Here is a 24,557-nt window from a genome sequence, read left to right on the forward strand (position 1 = left end):
TTGAATATTATAATATTTTAATAGTTTTAAACTATCTCAGACAAGAGTCTATCATATTGCTCAGTTTGATCAATATTTTGATTTTTATAATTATTTATTAAGTCTATAAAATGTTTTTTATAAACATTAATATACAGATTATTATTTTTCAAATTAAATCTATTAATTTTTGGCAAATGCGTATTAAAAATTCTAATTACTCCTGCTTTATTGGTAGTAAAAAATTTATCGATATAATATTTTATAGTTACATAAGTGTATCTAACTAAGGCATTTTCATAATAATCTTTTCTAGATAAAAAAGATTTAATAGTATCTATAGCTTGTAAGTACCTTCCTTGATAAGCAGTTTTGAAATCTTTATTCAAAGAATCTAAAAATAAATACTCCTCATTATTTTGCACTTTATTAACTATCAAACAAACAGCATGATCCATTGAAGTCCACACATTAAAGTTAATGCCTAAAACAAAATCACTATTTGTTAAAAATTCATTAGATCTTCTATATAAAGTATCCAACAAAGTATTATTACCAGATAAAACAGCAACTTCATAAGCAAATTGATTATAATCTGAATTGACAGATTCTAAATCTATAATAATTTCTTTTGCTACTTTTTCTATGTCTTGAAGAAAGGAGCTACCTCCATAAACTGAGAATGCTATATATAAGAAATCATTAATATATTTACTGCTTTCCTTTGGTATACAGGGATTTTGATTATCAAAAGCACAAGTAATTTCATTATTCTTAATTTTATTAATTACTGCATCTTGATAAGGAGCTATGGATTCGCGAGGTGGACAACCGGTTTCTGATTGATATTTGTTATATAAATCTTCACTTAACATTGCAAAATAACATTTTCCAAATCGATCTAACGAAGAATTTAAGGATTTAAGCATCCAAAGATAATTTTTAATAGCATGATACCCACATGAAAGGCCAGACTGATTTAATACCCTTAATTGATAAATATCTTTATCCTCATCAAAAGATAAGAGAATAGTTTGACTAGGATTAACATGAAGTTTATCTATTTGATCTTCAGTTAAAATATTTTTAAAAGTTTTGTTTTTTAAAAATTTACTTAACAAAAAGGATTTTGATTGATGTTCAAGAATATTAGTATAACTTGTCAGGCCATTACTAAGTTCAAATAAATCTAACACCATAGCCTGAGTAACATTAGTAGTTATAGCAAAAATTAAAGCCTTTAAAAGGCATAAATTAATTTTCATAAAAAACTTTCTTTATTAAATTAGAAACTTAATTATTTATTATTAATAATAGCATATTTTATCAAGAAATGCCAATGAATTAATATGTTTATTTTATTTATATTTATTATAACAAAGAAATTTACTTATAAATTTATCAATGATAATTTAACCTAGATTTATACTTAAAATTGACAAAAGAATTATTTATGATATTATTAATTTAAATATGCGGGAATAGCTCAATTGGTAGAGCGTTGCCTTGCCAAGGCAAAGGTCGCGGGTTCGAGTCCCGTTTCCCGCTCCAGATTTAATAATCTAAATTATCATGATAAATCCATCACCATTTATGTCTGATCTTTCTAATTTGAAAATTATATTTTTAAGCATTTTAAGGTAAAAAATGAAATCTATTATAGAAGAAGCTTCCTCTATATCAAAAGCTATAGAAAACGGGTGGTTAAAAGCAGGCAAACCCAAAGAATTTTCAGTGAAAATATTTGAAGAGCCCAAGAAAAACTTCTTTGGCATAACTATAAAATCAGCTAAAATTGGTATCTTCTTTAGCGATAATAAAGTACATCAGGAAGTAAAGAGAGAAAAACCTGTAATTATAAACAAGCAACAACCAAAATCGTCTGTTCAAATTAAAGAACAAGAACAATTAGAACAAAAAAATAGTAACAGTAATCTTGAAAAATTAGATAAAAAAGAAACAAAGAAACATAACTCAGAAAAACCAAGCCAATCTATATGGACCCAACAAATGATGGGCACAATCACAAATTGGCTCGAACAAGTATTATCAGATATTAATGACAAACAAGAAGATAAGATTAATTTTTCGATTACTCAAGACAATTTTCATCTAAAAATATACTTCCAAAATCCTATTTTTTTAGACAAAACTAAAGAGAAACAATTATTTTCAAGTCTATCGACTTTAATGTTACAAATGCTCAAGAAACAATACAGAAGACCTCTAAAAGGATATAGAATTATATTTGTTGGTTTTTAAAAGTAACATGTTAACAAGAGATCAAGAAACAATAATTGCTCAATGCACTCCAAATGGCAAAGGCGCTATAGCTTTAGTAAGACTTTGTGGATCAAACGTACGAGAAGTGGTATCTAAAATATCTTACTTACCGAATAATAACATAGAAAATTTGTCATCTGGAACTGTAAATTTTGGCTTTGTAATCGATGACCAAAACAATAAAATAGATCAAGTTATGTTCATAATAATGGATGGTCCAAAAACTTTTACAGGACAAAATACCATAGAAATAACTTGTCATAATAATCCTTTTATAATTCAAAAGATAATATCTCAAGCCGTAAAGCATGGAGCTCGATTAGCACAAGAAGGCGAATTCACTAAAAGAGCATTTTTAAATGACAAAATCGATCTAATCCAAGCTGAAGCTATCAATGAGCTCATTCATGCCAATACACAGCTAGCCTTAAAAAAATCTTTATCACAATTACAAGGTAGTTTCTCCAATTGGATTTATAAACTAGAAAAAGAACTCATAAGAACTCTGGCATGGAGCCAAGCAACATTTGAATTTCTAGATGAAGAAGTAAATTTCAATCAACAGATAAAAGACCATTTATTAAAATTAGTCAAAGATATAAAAATTTTAAAAAAGACTTTTGATGAACAACAACAAATTCGACAAGGTATACGTATCGCTTTAATCGGTTCTGTCAATGCTGGAAAATCATCTATATTTAACAACTTACTTAATCAAAAAAGAGCAATTGTTACAAATATAGCAGGCACTACTCGAGATGCAATAGAATCAGGAATATATCTAAATGGCAATTATTGTACTTTAATAGATACTGCTGGATTGCGTCAAACAGATGATATTATAGAGCAAGAAGGAATAAAAAAATCCTTTGAAGAAGCTGCAAAAGCAGATATTATCCTTCTAATATTTGATCAATCAAGAGAAATAAATCAAGAAGAAGAAAAAGTTTATAAAGAACTTCTTAATCAATATTCAAAAAAGATCATATTGATTGCAAACAAAATCGACTTAGAAAATAAAACTTCGTTAAATAGAATTTTTGACGTTCATAAGCCCATAAAGATTTCTAGTAATACAAAAGAAAACTTTAATACTCTAGAACAAAATATAGAACTTAAAATTTTAGAATTATTTAGTTCTATAGAATCACCATTTTTACTCAACAAGAGACATTTCAATAATTTGATTAATATTGAAAATCAAATTAATACAGTTATAGAGATGTTTAATAATGATATGGTTCATCATGAACTAGTTGCCTATCATTTAAATAATATTATCGAAACTATATCTGATCTTACAGGTAAAACTGTAAGCGAAGCTGGTCTTGATATGGTATTTAAAGAATTTTGCGTAGGTAAATAACTCAATACAAATCACCCTTCTCATTAACAATCTATAAGCCTAATTTAAAATAGAACTTTAAATAGCTATTATTAATGCTAGTTCAAAATATTGACAAATATGATATTATGACTAAAATATATAATATATACAAAATAATAAAAATGTTATTCAAATAACAAAATATAATTATATATTTAAAGGTTAATCTTATGAAATTTATAATAAAATCATTAATCATTACTATACTTTTAGTAAGTAATATATCATTGTCAATGAGAATCGATAATGATCAATCATATTCACCTATTAATCATGCTTTATTAATGTTTGTTAAAAATAATAATATTAACAGCACTCTTAAAGCCTTAGAATTAGGTGCTGATATCAACGCTCAAAATACTTTTGGCAAAACCGCTTTAATGCTTGCTTGTCAAAGTGGCAATTTAGATCTTATCTCTCTTTTATTACAACAAAATCCTGATTTAACTATTCAAGATGCTTATAATAAAACCGCTCTTGATTATGCTACCCAAAGCCCTAATTTTTCTCAAATAAAAGAAACTTTTAGCAATCATTTAAATAGTAAAAAAACAAGCCTTGCTCAAGTAGAATCTATTGAAGAAGATGGAGGATTTAAACTTATAGATGATGAAGAAGAAATTGACACTGATTCGGATAACGACAAAGAAAATTTTCAAACTGTAGAGCAAAATCAATCTTATATAGAAGCCCAAGATATTAATACTTTATTTGCACTTTTAGATGATGAACAAATATCTTTATCTGAAAGTGAAACAGAATCAAAAACAGAAGCTATTGAAAATAAAGCTGAGTTAGAACGCGAATTTTATGATCTTACTAATGATTATGAAACTAAAAAAAGACAACCTAAAATTTTTGAATTCTTAGGTAATTTTAGTAAAAAAGAAAACAATTTTCTTACATGTGACTTTAAAAATTGTAAATTTAAAACAAAATATACAATACGTTTAACCAAACACACAAAAGAAGTTCATAACACATGCACATATCCTAGCTGTGCAAAAACTTTTACCAGTAAATCAAAATTGGATTTACACATTAAAAGAATTCATAAAAAAAGCAACTCCCCTGAGCGATTTACATGTGATAGATGTGGATTTAGCTCAAGAAGATCTAATAGTTTAGAGAATCATAAAATAAAAAAACATATAATGTAAGTTAAATAAATTTTATACAAAGACCTTGAGATAACAAATCTTTCAGATAATCTAATCTTGTTTTAAATTCTTGATCTATAGAACTTAAGCGTATTAATTTATTACCAATTTTTACTAAAGGATCTACAGCTCGACATTTAGGTTTTAAAAATAAATCAAAATTTTCTCTATTTACTACAAAGCTATTCTTAAAATTTACTAGTTTATCAATGCCTTTTTTGATAAAAGGATCATCACATAATAGCAGTTTAGACCAAATCTCATCATCAAACCCATAAGAAATATCTTTAAAGTCTATAAGCTTAATTTCTACCGCTGTTTTTAAAACATTAGCAAATAAAGTATTTCGTACAGCATTATCGTGAGAGCCCCACCTATATTTAGTTAAATAGATTGTAATATCAGCAAATTTTCTTGCATAATAACTATTTATAAAAAACCATTGTCCATCTTCAAATTTTAAATTTTCAAGTATAGAATTAATATCATTTTTATTAATTAACCCTTCTAAAAGGCCTCCATAAAGATTATATTCAAGACGATCAGCACATATATCAGGTATATCAGCCTCTAGCCGTCTGAAGCTTTTACTTTTATGTACTATATCTTTAATCTTAAATCCATGTTTTTTTAAAACTTCTTTTAAGCTAGTATTTTTTATAAATTCGTAATGAATGTCATCCTGGTATGAATCTTTAGAATCAGCTTTATTAAATAAAAAATCTGCCACATGAGAAAAAGCTGTGTGAGATACATCATGTAATAAACTAGCAACTTGCTCTTTAAGTGAAGCTCCATACTTTCTTGAAAGCAAGAACACTCCTAAAGAATGATCATATCTTGTATATTCTTCAGGCTTATAAATATAAAAATCAACTCCATACTGGTTTACTCTTTTTAATCTTTGAAAATAATAATTATTAATTAAATCAATAATAACCGGATCCGAAATCATTTCTGTACCATAAACAGTATCAACAATTATATGATCAGGTTTATCAAGGGAAAACCCTAAATTAAATAAAAGAATAAGAACAAAATAGATTGATATTTTAAATTTACTAAACATACTTACTTATCTCAATAAACTAAAAAAATTAAAAAGCCGCATATATTAATAGCGGCTTACATTAAAAAACTTTACTATGCTTCTTTATAAGAATAGATCTCAACGCGGCTGTTAAGTGATTGACCTTCTATACCATTTTCTTCAATTAAAGGCATTTTGCTACCATGAGCCAATATTTGAATATCTTCCTGGTCAATTCCGTTCTGAACTAAATAATTAGCAACAGATTCAGCTCTTTGACGAGAAATGGTCAAATTATTATCTTCTGAATCAGGGGTTTGATTAGCATGGCCTTCAACTACTATCTTATGTCCTGAAAGAGCAAGCTGTTTAATCTTACCTAAATTATTTTTTAACATTTCCTCTTGATCATTTTTAATTTCTTTTTCGTTAAAATTAAAAATAATTTCTTTAAATCCAGGCTCTTCTAATTCAGCAAGATCTCCTAATTCTAAATCATCATCTTCATCACTATCTTCTTGTTCATCATTTTCAAACTCTTCTTCATGATCATTATTATCTTGATCTTGCTCATAATCGTTTTCAAGCTCTTCTTCTGTTTGAGTATAATCTAAATCTTGAGCATCTTCTTGATTTGCATATTGTGGCTCATAATCATCGCCATAATCAGCTTTATATTCTACATTTTCAATAGGAGCATTTTCATAATCATCTTCATCAGCATACTCATATTCATATTCATCACAGTCATCTTCATCTTGATATAAATATCCTAAATCATGACTTTCAGCAACTAAAGGCTCATATTCATATTCATCAGCTTCAACTAAATTATCAAAGCATTGAGTCTCAGGTGCTAAATTTACATATTGAGTATCTTGACAGCTTGGTTGATAAGATTGAACTTCCGCATTATATTTATAATCGTTACAGGGTTCTACAATTTCCACAGGTGCAGGTTCACTAACTATACAATTATTTACTGGACTTCTTCTCCAGAAACAAGCAGGAATAGTCGGTAATGCAATTAATAGAAATAAAAATTTTTTATTCATATGTACTCCCATATGTTTTAAAATTTGACAATTTACCTATTATAATTAATATTTAACTTTTCTTTTCTTGTAAACCGAAATTATTAAATTCCTAATTTTCTTTACTTATAAACATAAAAATTTAGTTTTAGATAATTTCTATCAATAAATACTCTACCATTTAAAAATATTTAGCAATAGTTTTCAATACCTCAACTAAAACTTATTAAACTATTTAAAAAAAATTTCAAGTTAGATTCTAATTATATTTATATAAATCTTGACCAATTTCATTAAAAGATTTATTATCTTGAAATAATTTTACTTAAAAATTTTATAGAATCTACAGATATTATTCTTAATTGATTAGGTAAATAAATAGTTATATTTACTAAATTTTTATTTTCTGCGTTAAATAAAAATTTTATAATCTTTAATACAACTAAAGTCAAAATTTTGGTCACAAAATTTACCTCAATTATCAAAATAACTAAATTTTTAAAACTTATTCAAGCAATGTATCACAATTTTTATTATTTTTCTACTTAAATTACAACAAAAGTATATTATGTGTTATATTAAATTTATAAAATATAAAGTGATAATAAAATTTATAGTATTGAAAAAGAATTAAATAAAAAATGAAAAAAATTTTAATAAATGAAGACACATGGCAAACCAGGGTTGCCATAACACAAGATGATGAGCTTCAAAACATATACTTTTGGTCTAAGAATATAGAACCACTTGAAAGAAGCTTTTTCAAAGGTATAATAACTAAAGTTCTTCCAGGAATACAAACAGCATTCGTTGACATAGGCCAAGAAAGAGCGGGATTCTTACACATATCAGAAATAGATAGGGATCTCTCAATTAAAAAAATGGAATTAAATGAGCACCTTGAAAATATCGATGATGAAGAAGAACAAAAACCAGAACAATATCAACAACCTGATATAAGCAAAATACTAAAAGAAGGCGAAACTATATTAGTACAAGTCAGTAAAGAACCTGTTTATGAAAAAGGCGCTAAGCTTACCACTTGCTTTACTTTGCCAGGACGCTTTCTAGTCTTAATGCCAAATATACCACGTATTGGTATATCAAAAAAAATCGAATCAAAAGACGAAAGACAAAGATTAAAAGAGATTCTTCTTAATAATTTACCAAAATCTATGGGCGTCATAATAAGAACTACATCAGAATTTAAAAACGAAAGTGAAATTTTACAGGATTTAAATTATTTAATAGAAAATTGGAACATCATTCAAAGAAAATTTAAAGAAGCAAATCCTAAAGAAAAAATTTATCAAGATTTAGATTTATCTCTTCAAGTAGTGAGAGATTATTTAGATAATGACGTAGAATCGGTTATAACCGATAATAAAGATGCACAAACCAGAATATATAAATTCGTTAAACAAATTGCTCCAGAATATACTCATAAAATAAAATATTATGAAGGTCCTCCAAGCTTATTTGAAAAATATAATATTGAAAAGCAAATAGAACAAGCACTTGAAAAGAAAGTATATTTAAAATCAGGCGGCTCAATAGTAATAGAAACTACTGAAGCAATGACAGTTGTGGACGTTAATACCGGTAGATATACAGGACAATCGAACTTAGAAGAAACAATATTGAAAACTAATATCGAAGCATCTGAAGAAATTACAAGACAACTAAGATTAAGAAATATAGGCGGTCTTATCGTAATTGACTTTATCGATATGTCTAACCATGCAAACAAACAAAAACTATTCAGACATTTTGAAAAGGCTCTTAAAGAAAAAGATAAGTTTCAATCGGTTTTACTCAAAATATCAGAATTCGGACTTGTTCAAATGACACGTAAAAGATCAGGCAAAACACTTATACAGCAATTAACTAATCAATGCTCAAATTGTCACGGTCTTGGCTTTACTAAATCAATACAAAATGAATCTTTTGCTATTTTAAGAAAAATAAAAGAAGAACTAGAAAAAAGAAAACCAGGAACTAATATATTACTTACTTTACATCCTTCGATATTTCATTATATCACTAATAATGAATATAATTCGATTCTACAACTTGAAAAAAATTATAAATCAAAAATAACGTTAATATCAAAAGATCTAAATGGAATAGAGGCTTATAAGCTAGAGTATTTAAAGTAATTTTATTGTATTATTAACATCATCAATTATTTTATCAAATTCTAATAAAGTTTCATCAACAGGACTTTGATAAATATTAGGATAAAGATTATTTTTTATCCTCAAAGTTGCTGATAAAGATATAAATAAAAAGGTAGAAATAGCAAAAGTTAGATCTTTATCGTAAAACAATAAACAAAGGGGTGATAGTAATATAAAAAAAATATGCCATAATACTATGCTTGACCTTAAAAATTTTTTAAATATCAATAGTTTTAAATCAGTTTTAAGAGAATATAATATAATTAGAGCTTTACTGTAATTAATCTTTTTTTCTCTTGAGCTATTCTCTTTTAAAATTTTATGGTCTACATAACTGTTAAATTTTTCTTTAAATTTATTAAATTTGTTCTTGAAAAAATAGCTTTTAAATAAATTATGAAAGTCTTCATACTCTTTATATAAATTATTAAATTCTAATAAAATTTTATCATAAGATTTAAGTAAGACTTGATAATGAGGAAAATTGTGATTTAATTTTTTATATTTTTGACCTAATATTTTAGACATTTGATATAGATTTTTAAGGTTTAATGATCTTACATAAAATCTAATCAGAGCTTCATCAGCTTTTTTAGTAATAATAACTGTAGCTTTAAACTGTGCTAAATAATGTTCCTTTAAAATATTATACTCATAATCTTCTAAATCAAAATAATTAATAATATGTAAAAAAATATCTGCAGGTAAGTGGTTAAATAATTGAAATTGTTCATTTGAATAGATTATTTCACTAGATTGAAAGCTTAAAAAACAAGGATAAAAAGTATTTATCAAAAATAAATTTAATATTAAAATTTTTATAAAATCTAATTTACTGAATATATAAATATTAAGTATCAAAGTCTCTCCAATTAATTACTTACTCCAGACATTTAAAGTATACCTGAGATTATTATATCTCAGGTGACAATTTTCTACTTTATTGGACGCCCTAATCTTAAATTATGAGTCTTTCTCTCAGGATAAGGCTCTCCTCTTTCTTGCTCTAGATCATTTAAAGCTTTATAAAGAGCTAGTTCAGCAAAAGCTGCCATTGTAAGCCCTGGTTCCCAATAAACTACATTTTTTATTTTGTTAATAATATCAGAAGAAATATGTAAAGTTATTCTTTCTTTTTTAATAGTCGATTTCACTATTAAATCAATATTATTATCTTTATTTTGTTGCATATCAATGCTATTGGTAGTTTCTTTATTTTCTAAGTTTGAACTATATGAAAGATACTCATCAAGAGGATTAATGCCTATAGTCTTTTGCTTAATTAATTTGCTCATCTAAATACCTCTAAATACTTATATTAAGATTACTATTTTTATTGTTTTGAGATGTAAATAAAATATTTTCTTGATTTATTACTTCTTTTGCCAGTTCTACATAATCTTTAGCTCCATTTGAAAGATGATCATATTCAAGTATAGTTTTACAAAAAGAAGGAGCTTCAGATAATCTTATGTTCTCTCTAATAATAGTATTATAAACTAATCTACTAAATTTATTTTTAAGTTCATCAAGAACTTCTTTTGAATGTTTAGTTCTTAAATCAACACGGCAAGCAACAACTCCTGCGATTTTTAGGTTGCTATTTAATCTTGATTTTACAACATCTATTGTCTGCATTAGTTGAACTAATCCAGCAAGAGCCATAACTCTTGACTCAACAGGTACTATGACCTCAGAACAAGCATTTAATATATTAATAGTAATCAAACCTAAGGTAGGAGGACAATCTATAATTACATAATCCCATTTATTGTAATCTAAAACTTCTAATCTTTGTTTTAATATCGTTTCTGCACCTACTTCATTAAATAGCTGCTTTTCAAGAGTAATAAGCCATGAAGAAGAAGCTACCAGTTTTATATTTTCATGATAACTATCTTTTATAATATTATTTATATTTACATTCTCAAGAATAACTTTGACTAAATCTTTTTCGGTAGTAGGAGCACCTAGCCAAGAAGTAGCGGATGCTTGAGGATCTAAATCTATTAAAAGTACTTTTTTACCTAAATGCGCTAAAGCTGCTGACAGATTCACAGAAGTTGTAGTTTTTCCGCTACCACCTTTTTGATTAATAATTGCAATCTTTCTCATAAACATCTCCTTTTATTATATTTACTTAAATAATTAAAATATAATATTAAAATTAAAAATCATAATGAGAACATATACCACTATTAAGGGTTTTATCAATATTTATTTAATTTAATATAAAGAGGTATTTTAATTAAAATTAATCTTAAGAATAAATTAAACAATTTAATATAATGTATATATTTTAATAATTTGAACAAAATTAATAAAAAAGTAATAAACAGCAAACTATATATATAAAATAAATACCAGTAATTAACTCAAATAATAATTACTTAATTTACAATAAATATAACATTCATAATAAATCTAATATTTTTAGATAAGTAATAAAGTAAATAAATAGATTAAAATAAACAAATTTAATATTTAGCAAAATAACTTACTTTTAATAATTTTCATTAAAAAAACTACATTAAGAGATCAATTACTTTTAAGATAAATGTTAAATGCAATAAATACTTAATTAACTTAATCTATTATATTTAAATAATTTGGATATAATACTTAAATTTAATTATTTATTGCATTTATAGTAATTGAATAAATACTTTATTTCAGGAAAAGAAGTAGCATAAGCTAAAGCAATTTTATCTTCTTTATTTTGAAGATTTTTATCTACTTTTTTGTTTTTTAATAGTAAAGCAGTTATTAAAGAATCCCGATTTTGAACAGCATAAATTAAAGCAGTATCTCCTAAGCTATTCTGCACATTAGGATTAGCTCCCCACTCAAGAAGCTTTTCTACTATTTCGTCGCTACCTTCTAAAGAGGCAATCATTAAAGGAGTAAAATCATAATATAATTTATCAATATCTAATTTCAGATCTTTTATCATATATTTTAAAATCTTTATATTAGATTCTTGTATAGATTTAATTAGAATAAGATCTAAAAAATTTAATAAATTTATATCTGAGGTTTGATTTTTTATTAAAATATTAATTATATCAGATAAACTTAAATTCAAATAATCCCTAATAACATCAGCAGATTGCATAGAAAAAAGTCTGGAAAATATTAGCAAAGTATTTATTATAATCAATATTATAGGTTTTTTCATTTTCTATAAATAAAAAATTAAGTTAATAACCAAAATCTATTTCTCAATAATTACCTACAAGGTTCACAATAACCAAACCCGGAACAGTAGTACCCTGGACAACATTCACTGGAATCGTTACATCTTCTATCACTTCTTTGCCAACTACAACTAGGGTTAGGACACATATAAGGCCCTTCTCCTCTTTGCACATCGCCACAACAAGCTGCAGGTAAATTAGAATATAACATTATAGATAAATTAAGAACCGTCAATATTTTAAAAAATAATTTTTTTATTCTCATAGGTCTCACAATCATTTTATTAATATTTACTATTTTTTTATTATAATAAAATTTTATCATACTATTTTGCAATAGTTGTTTAATAAAAATTCAATATATTCGCAATAGACAATAAAACAATTCTGTTTAAATTAATTATTTAAGCTATTAACTTACATAAATTTAAATACAAAATAAATTAATACAACAAAGAGTAATTTTATGTTAAATTATTTAATATAATTTTATTCAACATAGGAGTAAAAAATTGATTGACAAAAAATTAGCTTATAATAATTACGAAGTAAATATAGGTATAGAAGTTCATGTACAATTAAACACAAAAAGCAAAATCTTCTGCCCTTGTAATAATAATTTTAGCGAAAATCCTAATACAAACATATGTCAAATTTGTACAGGACAACCAGGTACATTACCTGTAATGAACAAAGAGGTTATTACTAGTGCTATTAAAGCAGGTCTTGGCACTAATTGCGATATAGCTTACATATCTAAATTTGATAGAAAGCATTATTTTTATCCGGATCTACCAAAAAATTATCAAATAACACAAAATTACATACCTATATGCTCTAATGGTTATGTGCAAATTAGATTAGAAGACAATAGTATAAAAAATATACCAATTGTTAGAATTCATATAGAAGAAGATGCAGGTAAAAATATTCATGGTCAATACAACGAGAGTTTTGTAGATCTAAATAGAGCAGGAACACCTTTACTTGAAATAGTAACCGGTCCTGAAATATCAAGCTCATATGAAGCAAAAGAATACTTAAAACAACTTAGACTTATAATGCTATATTTAAAAATTAGTACTGCAAACATGGAAGAAGGAGCATTTAGAGCTGATACTAACATCTCCGTTAGGAAAAAAAATACTCAAACTCTAGGGACTAAATGCGAACTCAAAAATATCAACTCTTTTAAATTTATTGGCGACGCTATTGAATATGAAATACAACGTCAAATAGAATTGCTTGAATCCGGTCAAAGAGTCATTCAAGAAACAAGATTGTGGGATACTAATAAGAAAAAAACTGTAGTAATGAGAAACAAAGAGGAAGCAGCAGATTATAGGTATTTTAACGATCCTGATTTACCATACATCAAAATTGAACAAGAAGAAATAAATAATATAAAACAAAATCTACCTGTATTACCAAATCAAAAATTTGAAATACTAGTATCAAAAAATGGATTAACTCAAGCAGAAGCAGAAATCCTGGTAAATGATACAGAACTTCTTAGCTATTATGAAGAAGCCTCAAAATATACTCAAAGTAAGCATTTAATTAATTGGATTTTAAGAAATCTTCTTTCAACAGTTAAAGAACAGAAAATTCCACTTAACCAATGCAAAATTACTCCTAAACGGCTTGCAAAACTTATCGATTTATATGATAAAAATCTAATTAATAATAGAGCCGCTCAAGAAATATTTGAAATCATGAGCCAAGATGAGACTAAAGATCCAATAGATATAGTAAAAGAAAAAGGACTTGAACAGATAGAGGATACAGCAGAGCTAGAAAAGATAATTAAAGGGATAGTAGAAGCTAATCCAAAACAAGTAGAACAATATAAATCAGGCAAAACTAAATTATTTGGATTCTTTGTTGGACAAGCTATGCAAAAAACTCAAGGAAACGCAGATCCACAAATACTAAACGAATTACTTAAAAAATATCTTGATTGATAACTAAATAAAATAGAGTAGTAATATTACTACTCTATTTTACCAATAAAAAAAATCTTTCTCTAAAACAAGTATAAGCATCTTAATGAGAAACTTAATTGAATTTTTAAACCAAATTATTGAACATTTGAAACAAAATATGTTAAATTAATAATGAAATTATAAAAATTTAATATATGAGGAAAATATGCTTATATCTTTAAAAAAATCTTTACTATTCCTAACGCTTAATCTACTATGCTTTAATTTATTAAACGCTAATATATGTCATAATGCAGCAATCTGTTATTGTTCTGCTAAATGCGATTTTAGGGGCAAAACGCTTAGCGATAATCCAGTCTATGATCCCAATAGTAATATATGCTACTGTAAACAATGGGATAAAGATTCACGCTCAAGATGTGGCTTAAGATAATATAATTTATGAAAAGTCTCGTATGAGACTTTTCATTTTTAATCTTATTTATTTTCTTTTACTATTTTTAATCCATAATCCAGTAATTTATTTTGAGAAACCTCAGTAGGCGCATCCATCATAGGATCATGACCACTTTGAGTTTTAGGAAAAGCAATTACATCTCGTATAGATTGACACTTTAACAGTAACATTACAAGTCTATCAACCCCTAAAGCGATTCCGCCATGAGGAGGAAATCCTAGTTCTTGGGCTTGTAAAAGAAACCCAAATTGTTTATTCATCTCAGATTTATCAAATCCTAAAAATTCAAATATTTTCTCTTGCACTTCAGAATTATGTATTCTGATATTACCGCCCCCAAGTTCTACACCGTTAAAAACTATATCATAACCACGAGATTTTATATCTTCAGGTCTTTTATTTTCCCATCCGGGTTGAGGTGAAGTAAAGGGATGCATAACAGAAAACCATCTTTTTTCTTTCTCATCATACTCCAGCAAAGGAAAATCAGTAACCCAAAGTAAATTTATTTGATTATAATCTATCAAATTAAGTTTTTGAGCAAGCCCTAGTCTTAAACGTCCTAAATTCGACCAACTATCTTTGTATTGTCCTGCTATTAAAAATATAGTATCACCAAACATAATATCTGGTATAATTTTTCTTAAATTATCAACAAAATCTTTAGGTAAAAACTTAGATACCGGAGACTCTAACTCTCCATCCTGATTAATTCTGATCCATAAAAGCCCTTGAGAGCCACTTTTTTTAACCTGTTCAGTAAGTTGATCAAGCTCTGATCTTGTAAAATGATAATTAGAAACTTTAACTGCTCCGACCCTACCCTTTTGATCAATTACATTTTTTAAAAAATATAATTCAGTATTTTCAAATAGTTCAGTAAGATCATAAATAGGCATATCAAATCTTAGATCAGGTTTATCAGAACCATATAATTTAAAAGCCTCGTCATAAGTAATTCTGTTAAGAGGTAAATTAATATCTATATTTAATATTTCTTTAAATATGTATTTCAAAAGTCTTTCTATAAGGTTTTGAATATCGATCTCATTTACAAATGACATCTCTAAATCAAGTTGAGTAAACTCTGGCTGTCTATCTGCTCTTAAATCTTCGTCACGAAAACAACGAGCTATTTGAAAGTACTTCTCTACCCCTGAAGCCATTAAAATTTGCTTATAAAGTTGTGGCGACTGAGGTAAAGCATAGAAATATCCCTTATGAACTCTTGAAGGTACTAAAAATTCTCGAGCTCCTTCAGCTGTATTTTTAGTTAAAATTGGAGTTTCAACTTCATAAAACCCTTCAGAATCTAAAAATTGACGAAACGCAAATATAATTTTATGTCTGATTTCTAACTTCTTCAACATAGAAGGTCTACGCAAATCAAGATAACGATACTTTAATCTTAATTCTTCATCCACATCATCAGCTTCTTCTAAAGAAAATGGCAAAAGCTTTGACTTATTAAGTATAACTATAGAATCAACTTGAAGCTCAAATTTACCAGTACTAAGCTCTTTATTAACAGTAGCTGGCTCACGCATTACAACTTTACCTGTAACAGATATTACATATTCTGCTCTTAAAGTATGAGCAATATTATGTGAATTCTGAGATTGAACAGGATTAAAAACTATTTGCATAATACCTGATCTATCTCTTAAATCTATAAATATAAGATTTCCATGATCTCGACGTTTATTAACCCAACCAGATAAAGTAATTACTTTATTCAAAAATTTCTCATCAACTAGACCACAGCCAGTTGTACGCTCAAAGCAATTCATAATTTCCTCTATAAAATTTATAATATTTTATATCTATTCATTATTATTATTTTAACATTAACATTAATTTAGTCACGATGAAATTAAAACAAAGACAAAATATGTTTACAAATATTAATATTTATCTCAAAATAAATTATCTTGCTTTAATAAAAAATATTGATTTTTTGACTAAAAAATAGTTAAAATATTAATAATATACAATATTAAGGAGAAAATAAAATGGAAATAAAAGTTTTTAATATTCTATTACTTGCTATAGCTTCTTTAAGCATGAGCAATTTATACTCAACAAATTATTTTAAAAACGCTTTTAAGCCAGAATATAGATGCCCAGTTCAAGAAGCTAAAGAAAATACAGAAAATAAAAATTTAAAAGGAAAAGAAAATAATATAACAAAACCAGAAACTACAGAAGCTACTGAAACTGCAGAAGCAAAGAAATAAGCTTAGTTTATTCATTAAACAGTTTGTCTAGGATTTGTAGACAAACTGTTTAATATTTTTCAATCAACTTACTATTTATCTTTATATTTTTGCAACATTATATTAACTGCATCATCAACTATATTTTGAGTTAAAACTTGATCTTCTTTAGACATAGTCTGCACTTTAATAAAGTTAATTATATTCTCTAAATCTCTATTTGAAAGTCCTTGAGCTAGCTGAGCTATACTGTTTATTTTAGTATCAGTCAAAATAGAATTTACTGAATCAATAAACTCATTACTATTATAGGCAGCACTTAAAAGCATTTTATTTCTATATAAAGCCAAAACCTTAGCTCTTTCTATCTCTCCAGGCAATGGTAATTCTAAGCAAATTCCCATTCTACTAAGAATAGCATTGTCAAGACGATCTTTATAATTAGTACATAAAACAATCATAATTTTGTCACTTAACTTACTAGTATGACTTAAAAAATTACTTAATAACTTATAATCTTTACTATTAGATTTCATATTCTCACGCTTATAAAGAAAAGCATCCGCTTCATCAATAACAAGAAGTAATCCTCTTTTACTTTTATTTGCCCAAGAAAAAAGAATGTCCATTTCATTTATACTGTCTTTTTCGCTAAATTTTGAAAAAGAAGACCCATTAACTAAAGCATAACTCATACCAGACCGTTTTGCTAGCTCTTGAGATAACATAGTTTTACCAGTACCCGAAGGGCCCGACAATAAAAGATTGTTATACTTAATATCGATTTTATTATCAGACAATTGCTTTGATATATTTTTTGTCGACTCTATTATATGATCAACCTTATTGGCAATATCTTTAGGAAAAATCATCTCTCTTAATTCAGGCTCTATAGGTGAAACAAATTTAGATTTAACAAGATCATAAAAACCAAAAATGAAATAATCTGTAACCAACTTAGGCTTTGTAATATTATTAAACTTGTTATAAAGATATTTAATACCATAATAAGAACCAATTGTACCTATAGCAGCGAGAGCTGTATATTTTACAGCATTTTTGTAATTATTATGTATCTGATTATTAAGATCTTTAAGATTATCTACTGTACCGTTTAAATTTACCACAGTACCATTTAAAGCTACAACTGCTCCTTGAATACCTTCACTTGCTCCTTGTGTAAAATTTGAAGCTAAATTTCTTGCTATTACATTAGGAAAAGTGTATCTAGGAATATTCCTTACAACAGCTTGTGTAGTTTGTAGCGCTACTCTTCTGTTATTACTATTAGCAATTCCTCTTAATGTAGGACTATATTGGAGTAATTTCACTTCGGGGGTATTAATAAAACTTCTAAACCCTTGTCTTATAAGTTGATGGACATTATAAGTTCTGATATTTTCAATAACATTAGGTACTTGTCTAGGAGCTCCCAAACAAAAACTATAAGCAGATTTTAGCAAATCTATATCTGAATTATAATGACTTATGTCTATATGAGATAATTTATTCAAGCCAGCTTTAACAGTATCCTTTGTCATATTCCATAGAACTCCTAAATTCAAACTATATGAAGGCATAGCATTATCGAAAGTAAATTCGTGCATAGATTGTAATTGTTGAAAACTTATATTAATAATTAACGTAGGCAATAATAACCCTAAGTATATTTTTTTAAAATTTATTTTCATGATTTTAAAGCTCCTAAAAACGCATAACTGCTTTATAAAAATAATTTAAATTTTATAAAGCAGTTAAAAAATGTTATATACTTAGAGTTTATAATTATTTAAAAAAGTTTCAAATGGTTCATCAAAACTTATATTCAAGACCTACGTTAGAGAAATAAGCAATATCATGACCAGTGACAGGTATTCTGCTGTTTACTATACCCGACTTATCCTTATTATCTAAATATATCTGTTGAGATCTACTTAATGGAATACCCTTAATATCTTTATAATGTTGGCCAGGAAAATAAACTGCACTAACTGCAAAGAATTTTAGCCCATCTACTAATTGAGATTCTATAAATATATTAAATTCAGATCCTAAATAATTACTTGCACAATCAAGCTTACAAAACTCACGAGCATGCTTATTGTATATTCTAGTTTCATGTTCTTGCCAGTAAAATAGAAGATTAGGATTAAAACTCCACTTATGGATACTAAATTTAGGCCTCCAATCTAATGATGTACCAGTAAATACAATATTAGTAAATCTTGATATGGAAGTCGGATATGGATGTCTAGCATCTTGTGATGGAAATGGTAATAATCGAGGGATTCTTGCAGGCCCATTTAAAAGAAAAGCACTTTTTACTCTAGTACCTGAATAAACTTCTTGCAGACCTATGAATCCTAAATAATCTGAATTTTTTTGACAATCACCAAATTTTTCTAAATCCTTATTTGGATCAGGACCTCCACTTGCAAAGCCAACCGCTCCTGATACTTTAAGCTCAGGCTTGCATAGATAATAAGAAATATCAAATACACCCATATAACCTTTTAAATGATTAACATAGGGATTTACAAATCTAGTACAATCATTGACTAAAGTTCCAAAACGATTTTGACCTATTATCTTACAATTTTGACCACCAGATTGCTCAGAAATTTCAATAACTTCTTGATTTTCTGGAGAATAAATAGCAAGAGGAATTTTCTTACAAGCTGTAGGCGCTTTAGCACAATCTGGTAAAGGTTGTCCTGGAAGGAGCTGCCTGACCTTAGTATTGACCTGTGTAACTACTCCATCACGACTTTCAAGTTTTATAATATTTGAATCAAAGCCTTTTACTATTTGATTTCCCAAATTGAAAGCAGTATCAAATCCCCACTCAAAATTACCTACTTCACTGTCTCCTGCTAATCCCAACGTAATAACATTTATTGTAGCATCACTTATAAATTCAAGCCTTTGCTCTGGATTATGATTATATAAAGCATATGGCTCAAAATACATAGTACAATTAGGTCTTTTGAAAGGAAACCATTTCAATCTACCGGCAACTAAATAATTAACAACACCAAACCCTCTTGCTTGATCATTTCTATGTCCAAATTCTTGACCTCTTATATTTTCATTAGTTTGAGAAAAAGTTGCTGATCTATTATTAAGTATTGCTGCATAAAGATCATATAATAAACTTTGATTTTCAAAATTACCTGAAAGTTTAGCTCCAGGAGCATATTGATCAACCTGTGCTTCTGCATAAAAACCAAGATCTGTAGGATCAACCGCATAAGCAGCACCTAAAGCAATTCCACGTCCTAACTCAAAAGGAAATAACCCTAATGTCAAAGTATGCTTATTTGCAAAAGGAATGCTTAATATATCGTTTAAAGCAAGTTCCAACCATAATTCTCTCATCCAAAATATATGTCTTGGAATTGCATGAGAATGGTCTCCTACAACAGAATCAAGTAACTTAATAGTATTTGCAGTAACAAAAGCAATAGATTCTGGATCTCCCCAAACGCCTTTATCCCTTATATTTGCTTTTGCAAACACAATATCATAATTTTTATCTTTATTTATAAATTTGTATTCTAGATTTAAATCAATAACATGCCTGAAGTAAAATACTCTATCAGTAGGATTATCATTATTGATAAATCTAAGATTTTTACCATAAAAAAATTCTGGTAATCTTAATTTAGTCCAAGCTCTTATTTCACTTTCTGTACCTAATGGAAAAACCATAGGTAGCTTCTTAGGAATTACAATAGGATTATCTTCTTTGAGATCTTTTTTTTCTGAACTAGTTTCAATTTTTTCAGGGTTTGCTGAAACACTTTTTTGATTAATATGTTTAGAACTATCTTCAGTTTTATTCTTAATATTCTGTTCTGCCTCCTGATTGATATTTTCTTCAACAGTTTGATCAACTTCAGTCATAGAACAACTATAATAAAACATTGATAAAAGTATTAAAGGAAGCATCAATGTTTTATTAAAAAACATTTTTAAACTCATAAAAACTTTACTCCTGTAATTTAAGCTTGGAAAAGGATACCTTTTATATTTATAAAAAATTTGTGAAACACCTTTTAAGGGGAAAAAGAGGATGGACCCTAAAGGGGCATTATTTATGCTAATATTTTTTATTAATTTGTCAAATTTTTTTTGCAATTTGCTATTGGATTATTATAAAATTTTATATTATTAGTTACAAAATTTGCCAACAAAATTCTATCTGGATATTATATAAGGGAATTAAAAGAAAATATGTAAACAAGATAATAAGGTATTTAACCATGAACAAAAAAAATTTGTTAATTGGGGCTCATATGTCAATTGCAAAAGGCATAGAGCAATCTCTTTATTTAGGAAAAGAAATTGGATGTACAACCATACAAATATTTCTCAGAAGCAATCGTAGATGGGAATTTAACGATTTTACTAATCAAGAGATATATAAGTTTAATCAAGCAAAAATAGATACAAAAATAGATACGATAGTAGCTCATTCTAGATATTTGATAAATTTAGGCTCAAGCTCAGAAGAAGTACAAAATAAATCGTTATCATCTTTAGACAAAGAATTAATAAATTGCGATAAATTGGGTATAAAATACTTAGTTTTACATCCAGGCGCAGGAAATGAAAACATAGAAAAATGTATAAATAAAGTTGCACAAAATATAAATAAAATTTTAAATAATAATCATAGTAGAGTAACCATAGCTTTAGAAAATACCGCTGGTCAAGGTAGTTATATTGGCTCAACTTTTGAACAACTCTACATGTTATTAAGTTTAATAGAGGACAAAAACCGTATAGGAATATGTTTTGACACATGTCATGCATGGGCTTCAGGTTATAATTTTACCGATAAAGAAAGTTATTCTCAAATGTGGCATGAGTTTGATAGTATTATAGGACTTGATAAATTAAAAGTAATACATCTGAATAACTCAAAAACAGATATCAGCTCTCACATTGACAGGCATGAAGAGATTGATAAAGGTAAAATAGCATTGGAAGCTTTCAAGCTAATCATAAATGATAAAAGGTTAGAATCCATTCCTAAAATATTAGAGATTCCTTATAATAATTATCAAGAACTTAAAAGAAATTTAGATTTGATTAAAGAATTAGTTGATTAAATATTTAAAGGCAGCAATAGTTAAAGATTTAAGGGCTAAGAGAAACTATACTTAAGCCTCTAACTATTGCATTCTTTATTATAAAATAAAGACTACTTAATTTTATTAAGTAGATTATTTTCTTGTTATACGGCAGTGTATAACTTAAAAGTGAAGTATCCTAATTTTTATATAAATCTAAAAAAAAAAAATATTTTTTTTAAAATAAAAAAAGCAACAACAAAATTATGTAGTATTTACAGAATAATTTAAAAAATCATGTTGTTTTTTTATAAAAATTAAAAAAACGCAACAAAAAGATAAGATATTAACAAAAAATCCTTTATTTATAAACAAATTTAAGAAATTGTACTGTTTCTAATAAATAAAAAGTACAATGCCTTAAAATATAAATAATTTAAGAAATTTAAATTATATAAAAAATATATAAACCAAAATGGCTTAATAATTTTATATATCAAAAATTATTAAGCCATTTTGGTTTTCAAAATTTGTAATTAATTAAATGAAATGCTTTCTTTATGCTGGTACTTCTTGATAGCACTCTATTCTGTCATCTATTTGCCAATCTTCAAAGCCGTCTACTAATAATGCACACTCAAATCCGGTAAGAACTTCTTTTACAGATTTCTTTTCCCTTTGAAGGCTCTTAATCTTACCTTCACCAATCTTTTGATTGTTACGCAATATAACAACTTTACCCTCACGTATAAACTTACCAGAACGAACATGCATTCCGGCAACTTTACCTAAAGATTTAATATCAAAAATCTTAATAACATTACCTTCGCCAATTTTTTTAGATATATATTGAATAGGTTTAAGAGATTCTGAAAGCGCCTCTAAATCTTCTAGTAAATTATAAATAATATCAAAATGCTTTACAGTAACATTATTATTATTAATTAAATTATAAGCATTAGGTAGAGTCTTTACATGAAAAGTATAAATATAAGACTTAGTATCCATTGCTAAAATAACATCACTTTCAGTTACATCCGATAGACCAGAATATATGATATTAAAATTTTGGCCTAAAGTAGATGATAACTTATCAATAGAAGTTAATATAGCCTCTTTTGAAGAAGCATTATCAGCTTTAATAATTAAATTAATACCACTTTCAGTATACAAGCTCTTAGCTTTAACTTCTGATTGAAATTCCTGTTGATTAGAAGGTCCTTTTTTATACTCTTGTTGAGTAATTACTCTAAAAATATCTCCTGCATTTGGCTGTTGAGAAAATCCTGATATTTGAACAGGAACAGAAGGACCTACTTGTGAAAGACGTTTACCATAAGAATCAATTATAGAATTTATCTTACCAGATGTATTACCTGCAAAAAAGTAATCTCCTAAATATAAAGTTCCATGTTGAGATATAATTGTAGCAACTGGGCCACGTCCTTTCTCTAATTTTGACTCTAGAATATATCCTCTTGCAGGAACTGATATATTAGTTTTTAATTCCATTAATTGTGATTGTAAAGCAATTACCTCTAGTAATTCATCAATACCTGTTCCTAATTTTGCTGATATAGCAACAAAGGGAGTATTGCCAGCCCATTCCTCAGGAATTAAATCGTATTTAGTTAATTGCTGTTTTACTATATCCACTTGTTGTGGAGAAACTTTATCAACTTTATTAATAGCTACAATTATAGGAAGACCTACAGATTTCGCATGATTTATAGCCTCAATAGTCTGAGGTTTAACTCCATCATCAGCCGCAACAACCAAAATAGCTATATCGGCTGCTTTTAATCCTCTAACTCTAAGCATAGAAAAAGCTTCATGACCAGGAGTATCCAAAAATACCATATTACCTTGAGGTATTTTTACTTCATAAGCTCCTAAATGTTGAGTAATTCCACCTTTTTCTTTTGCAGCCACTCTTGATTTTCTTATGAAATCAAGCAAAGTAGTTTTACCATGATCAACATGACCTATTACAACTACAATTGGATTTCTTTCCTGCCAAGTACCTTCTTGTGAAACCTTATCAGATATACGATTAGATATCTTTTGATTAATTTTTTTAGTCTCTGCATTAGAACTACTAATAACATTAATACCATAAAGATCAGCTATTTTTTTTACCATTTTTTCAGGTAAAATCTGATTTTTAGTAATAACAATTCCTTGTTTTAATAAAGTCAATATAATTTCACTTACAGGTTTATTTATCTTTTCAGCAAGAATAGATAGTGCAACTGGTTCTAAAACAAGAGAGTTTTTATCGGGATTAGATTGAACTTTCTGCGGATTATCATGTTTAGAAATCTTATCAGCAGATTCATCTTTTAACGTTTTACTTATACTACTTGTGGAATTTGGATGCAATTCATTCAAAGAATTATCTGATATTTGATCTGTATCAGATTCTATATCCGTTTTTGTTTTTGACGAAATTTTATTCTTAACTTCTTCTTCTATGAGTTCGACTATATCTGAAGGAAGAACAGATATATGACTTGAAACTTCTACTCCTAAAGAACTTAATATATTAATTAATTCTTTACTAGTTAGTCCAAGTTTTTTAGATAATTCATATACACGTATTGCCATTTA

21 protein-coding genes and 1 tRNA gene are annotated in these 24,557 nt (G+C 27.1%); 9 read left to right on the forward strand and 13 right to left on the reverse strand.

The window, feature by feature from the left end:
- Window positions 1–26: 26 nt before the first annotated feature.
- Window positions 27–1,244 carry a hypothetical protein gene (locus BABL1_RS02915; RefSeq protein ID WP_023792178.1) on the reverse strand — a complete coding sequence of 406 codons (1,218 nt, stop codon included), beginning with the start codon at window positions 1,242–1,244 and terminating at the stop codon, window positions 27–29.
- A 210-nt stretch (window positions 1,245–1,454) separates the two neighbouring features.
- Here BABL1_RS02915 and BABL1_RS02920 point away from each other — a divergent pair.
- From BABL1_RS02920 to BABL1_RS02935, 4 genes are all read left to right on the forward strand, one after another.
- Window positions 1,455–1,530: transfer RNA gene (locus BABL1_RS02920), tRNA-Gly, on the forward strand.
- A gap of 96 nt (window positions 1,531–1,626) precedes the next feature.
- Window positions 1,627–2,241 carry a Jag N-terminal domain-containing protein gene (locus BABL1_RS02925; protein ID WP_023792180.1) on the forward strand — a complete coding sequence of 205 codons (615 nt, stop codon included), beginning with the start codon at window positions 1,627–1,629 and terminating at the stop codon, window positions 2,239–2,241.
- A gap of 7 nt (window positions 2,242–2,248) precedes the next feature.
- Window positions 2,249–3,628, forward strand: a complete 1,380-nt coding sequence (gene mnmE, locus BABL1_RS02930; RefSeq protein WP_023792182.1) for a tRNA uridine-5-carboxymethylaminomethyl(34) synthesis GTPase MnmE — start codon at window positions 2,249–2,251, stop codon at window positions 3,626–3,628.
- Between the two features lie 191 nt (window positions 3,629–3,819).
- Window positions 3,820–4,809: an ankyrin repeat domain-containing protein gene (locus BABL1_RS02935; protein WP_023792184.1), complete on the forward strand. Its 990-nt coding sequence runs from the start codon at window positions 3,820–3,822 to the stop codon at window positions 4,807–4,809.
- A gap of 1 nt (window position 4,810) precedes the next feature.
- Here BABL1_RS02935 and BABL1_RS02940 read toward each other — a convergent pair whose 3' ends face one another.
- From BABL1_RS02940 to BABL1_RS05505, 3 genes are all read right to left on the reverse strand, one after another.
- The gene (locus BABL1_RS02940) at window positions 4,811–5,878 is read right to left on the reverse strand and encodes an HD domain-containing protein (protein ID WP_023792187.1); all 1,068 of its coding nucleotides are present in this window, start codon (window positions 5,876–5,878) and stop codon (window positions 4,811–4,813) included.
- A gap of 74 nt (window positions 5,879–5,952) precedes the next feature.
- The gene (locus tag BABL1_RS02945) at window positions 5,953–6,894 is read right to left on the reverse strand and encodes an OmpA family protein (RefSeq protein WP_023792189.1); all 942 of its coding nucleotides are present in this window, start codon (window positions 6,892–6,894) and stop codon (window positions 5,953–5,955) included.
- Between the two features lie 284 nt (window positions 6,895–7,178).
- Entirely contained in the window at window positions 7,179–7,337 is a 159-nt protein-coding gene (locus BABL1_RS05505) for a hypothetical protein (RefSeq protein ID WP_023792192.1), read from the reverse strand.
- Between the two features lie 177 nt (window positions 7,338–7,514).
- Here BABL1_RS05505 and BABL1_RS02950 point away from each other — a divergent pair, with 177 nt between their 5' ends.
- Window positions 7,515–9,032, forward strand: coding sequence for an Rne/Rng family ribonuclease (locus tag BABL1_RS02950; RefSeq protein WP_023792194.1), 1,518 nt, complete (start codon window positions 7,515–7,517; stop codon window positions 9,030–9,032).
- Here BABL1_RS02950 and BABL1_RS02955 read toward each other — a convergent pair.
- From BABL1_RS02955 to BABL1_RS05445, 5 genes are all read right to left on the reverse strand, one after another.
- Window positions 9,024–9,914, reverse strand: coding sequence for a hypothetical protein (locus BABL1_RS02955; protein ID WP_023792197.1), 891 nt, complete (start codon window positions 9,912–9,914; stop codon window positions 9,024–9,026). The two genes, BABL1_RS02950 and BABL1_RS02955, sit on opposite strands and share 9 nt — an antisense overlap.
- Window positions 9,915–9,988: 74 nt before the next feature.
- Window positions 9,989–10,348: a hypothetical protein gene (locus BABL1_RS02960; protein ID WP_023792200.1), complete on the reverse strand. Its 360-nt coding sequence runs from the start codon at window positions 10,346–10,348 to the stop codon at window positions 9,989–9,991.
- A gap of 10 nt (window positions 10,349–10,358) precedes the next feature.
- Window positions 10,359–11,168, reverse strand: coding sequence for a ParA family protein (locus BABL1_RS02965; protein ID WP_023792203.1), 810 nt, complete (start codon window positions 11,166–11,168; stop codon window positions 10,359–10,361).
- Between the two features lie 517 nt (window positions 11,169–11,685).
- Window positions 11,686–12,231 carry an ankyrin repeat domain-containing protein gene (locus BABL1_RS02970; protein ID WP_023792206.1) on the reverse strand — a complete coding sequence of 182 codons (546 nt, stop codon included), beginning with the start codon at window positions 12,229–12,231 and terminating at the stop codon, window positions 11,686–11,688.
- Between the two features lie 50 nt (window positions 12,232–12,281).
- Window positions 12,282–12,515 carry a hypothetical protein gene (locus BABL1_RS05445; protein WP_146617289.1) on the reverse strand — a complete coding sequence of 78 codons (234 nt, stop codon included), beginning with the start codon at window positions 12,513–12,515 and terminating at the stop codon, window positions 12,282–12,284.
- A gap of 247 nt (window positions 12,516–12,762) precedes the next feature.
- Between BABL1_RS05445 and gatB the strand changes: the two genes are divergently transcribed.
- Together gatB and BABL1_RS02980 are read left to right on the forward strand one after the other, a co-directional pair.
- Window positions 12,763–14,214, forward strand: a complete 1,452-nt coding sequence (gatB, locus tag BABL1_RS02975) for an Asp-tRNA(Asn)/Glu-tRNA(Gln) amidotransferase subunit GatB (RefSeq protein ID WP_023792209.1) — start codon at window positions 12,763–12,765, stop codon at window positions 14,212–14,214.
- Between the two features lie 187 nt (window positions 14,215–14,401).
- The gene (locus tag BABL1_RS02980; protein ID WP_044601169.1) at window positions 14,402–14,629 is read left to right on the forward strand and encodes a hypothetical protein; all 228 of its coding nucleotides are present in this window, start codon (window positions 14,402–14,404) and stop codon (window positions 14,627–14,629) included.
- 44 nt (window positions 14,630–14,673) lie between these two features.
- Here BABL1_RS02980 and aspS read toward each other — a convergent pair whose 3' ends face one another.
- Window positions 14,674–16,443, reverse strand: coding sequence for an aspartate--tRNA ligase (aspS, locus tag BABL1_RS02985; RefSeq protein WP_023792212.1), 1,770 nt, complete (start codon window positions 16,441–16,443; stop codon window positions 14,674–14,676).
- Between the two features lie 222 nt (window positions 16,444–16,665).
- On the opposite strand from aspS, the gene BABL1_RS02990 reads away from it, so the two are divergent.
- On the forward strand, window positions 16,666–16,890 hold the full coding sequence (locus tag BABL1_RS02990) for a hypothetical protein (protein ID WP_023792214.1): 225 nt from the start codon (window positions 16,666–16,668) through the stop codon (window positions 16,888–16,890).
- Between the two features lie 71 nt (window positions 16,891–16,961).
- On the opposite strand, the gene BABL1_RS02995 is transcribed toward BABL1_RS02990, so the two are convergent.
- Both BABL1_RS02995 and BABL1_RS03000 read right to left on the reverse strand, forming a co-directional pair.
- Window positions 16,962–18,560 (reverse strand): AAA family ATPase, encoded by a 1,599-nt coding sequence (locus tag BABL1_RS02995; RefSeq protein ID WP_023792217.1) that lies wholly within the window; start codon window positions 18,558–18,560, stop codon window positions 16,962–16,964.
- Window positions 18,561–18,681: 121 nt separating this feature from the next.
- Entirely contained in the window at window positions 18,682–20,853 is a 2,172-nt protein-coding gene (locus BABL1_RS03000) for a hypothetical protein (protein WP_023792220.1), read from the reverse strand.
- A gap of 281 nt (window positions 20,854–21,134) precedes the next feature.
- Here BABL1_RS03000 and BABL1_RS03005 point away from each other — a divergent pair, with 281 nt between their 5' ends.
- A complete protein-coding gene (locus BABL1_RS03005) occupies window positions 21,135–21,986 on the forward strand; it encodes a deoxyribonuclease IV (RefSeq protein WP_023792223.1) in 852 nt (283 codons plus the stop codon).
- Between the two features lie 519 nt (window positions 21,987–22,505).
- Here the strand turns inward: BABL1_RS03005 and infB are convergent.
- Window positions 22,506–24,554 carry a translation initiation factor IF-2 gene (gene infB, locus BABL1_RS03010; RefSeq protein WP_023792225.1) on the reverse strand — a complete coding sequence of 683 codons (2,049 nt, stop codon included), beginning with the start codon at window positions 24,552–24,554 and terminating at the stop codon, window positions 22,506–22,508.
- Between the last annotated feature and the right edge of the window lie 3 nt (window positions 24,555–24,557).

The sequence above is a fragment of the Candidatus Babela massiliensis genome (genome assembly GCF_000513475.1).
In the GTDB taxonomy this organism is placed as follows: domain Bacteria; phylum Babelota; class Babeliae; order Babelales; family Babelaceae; genus Babela; species Babela massiliensis.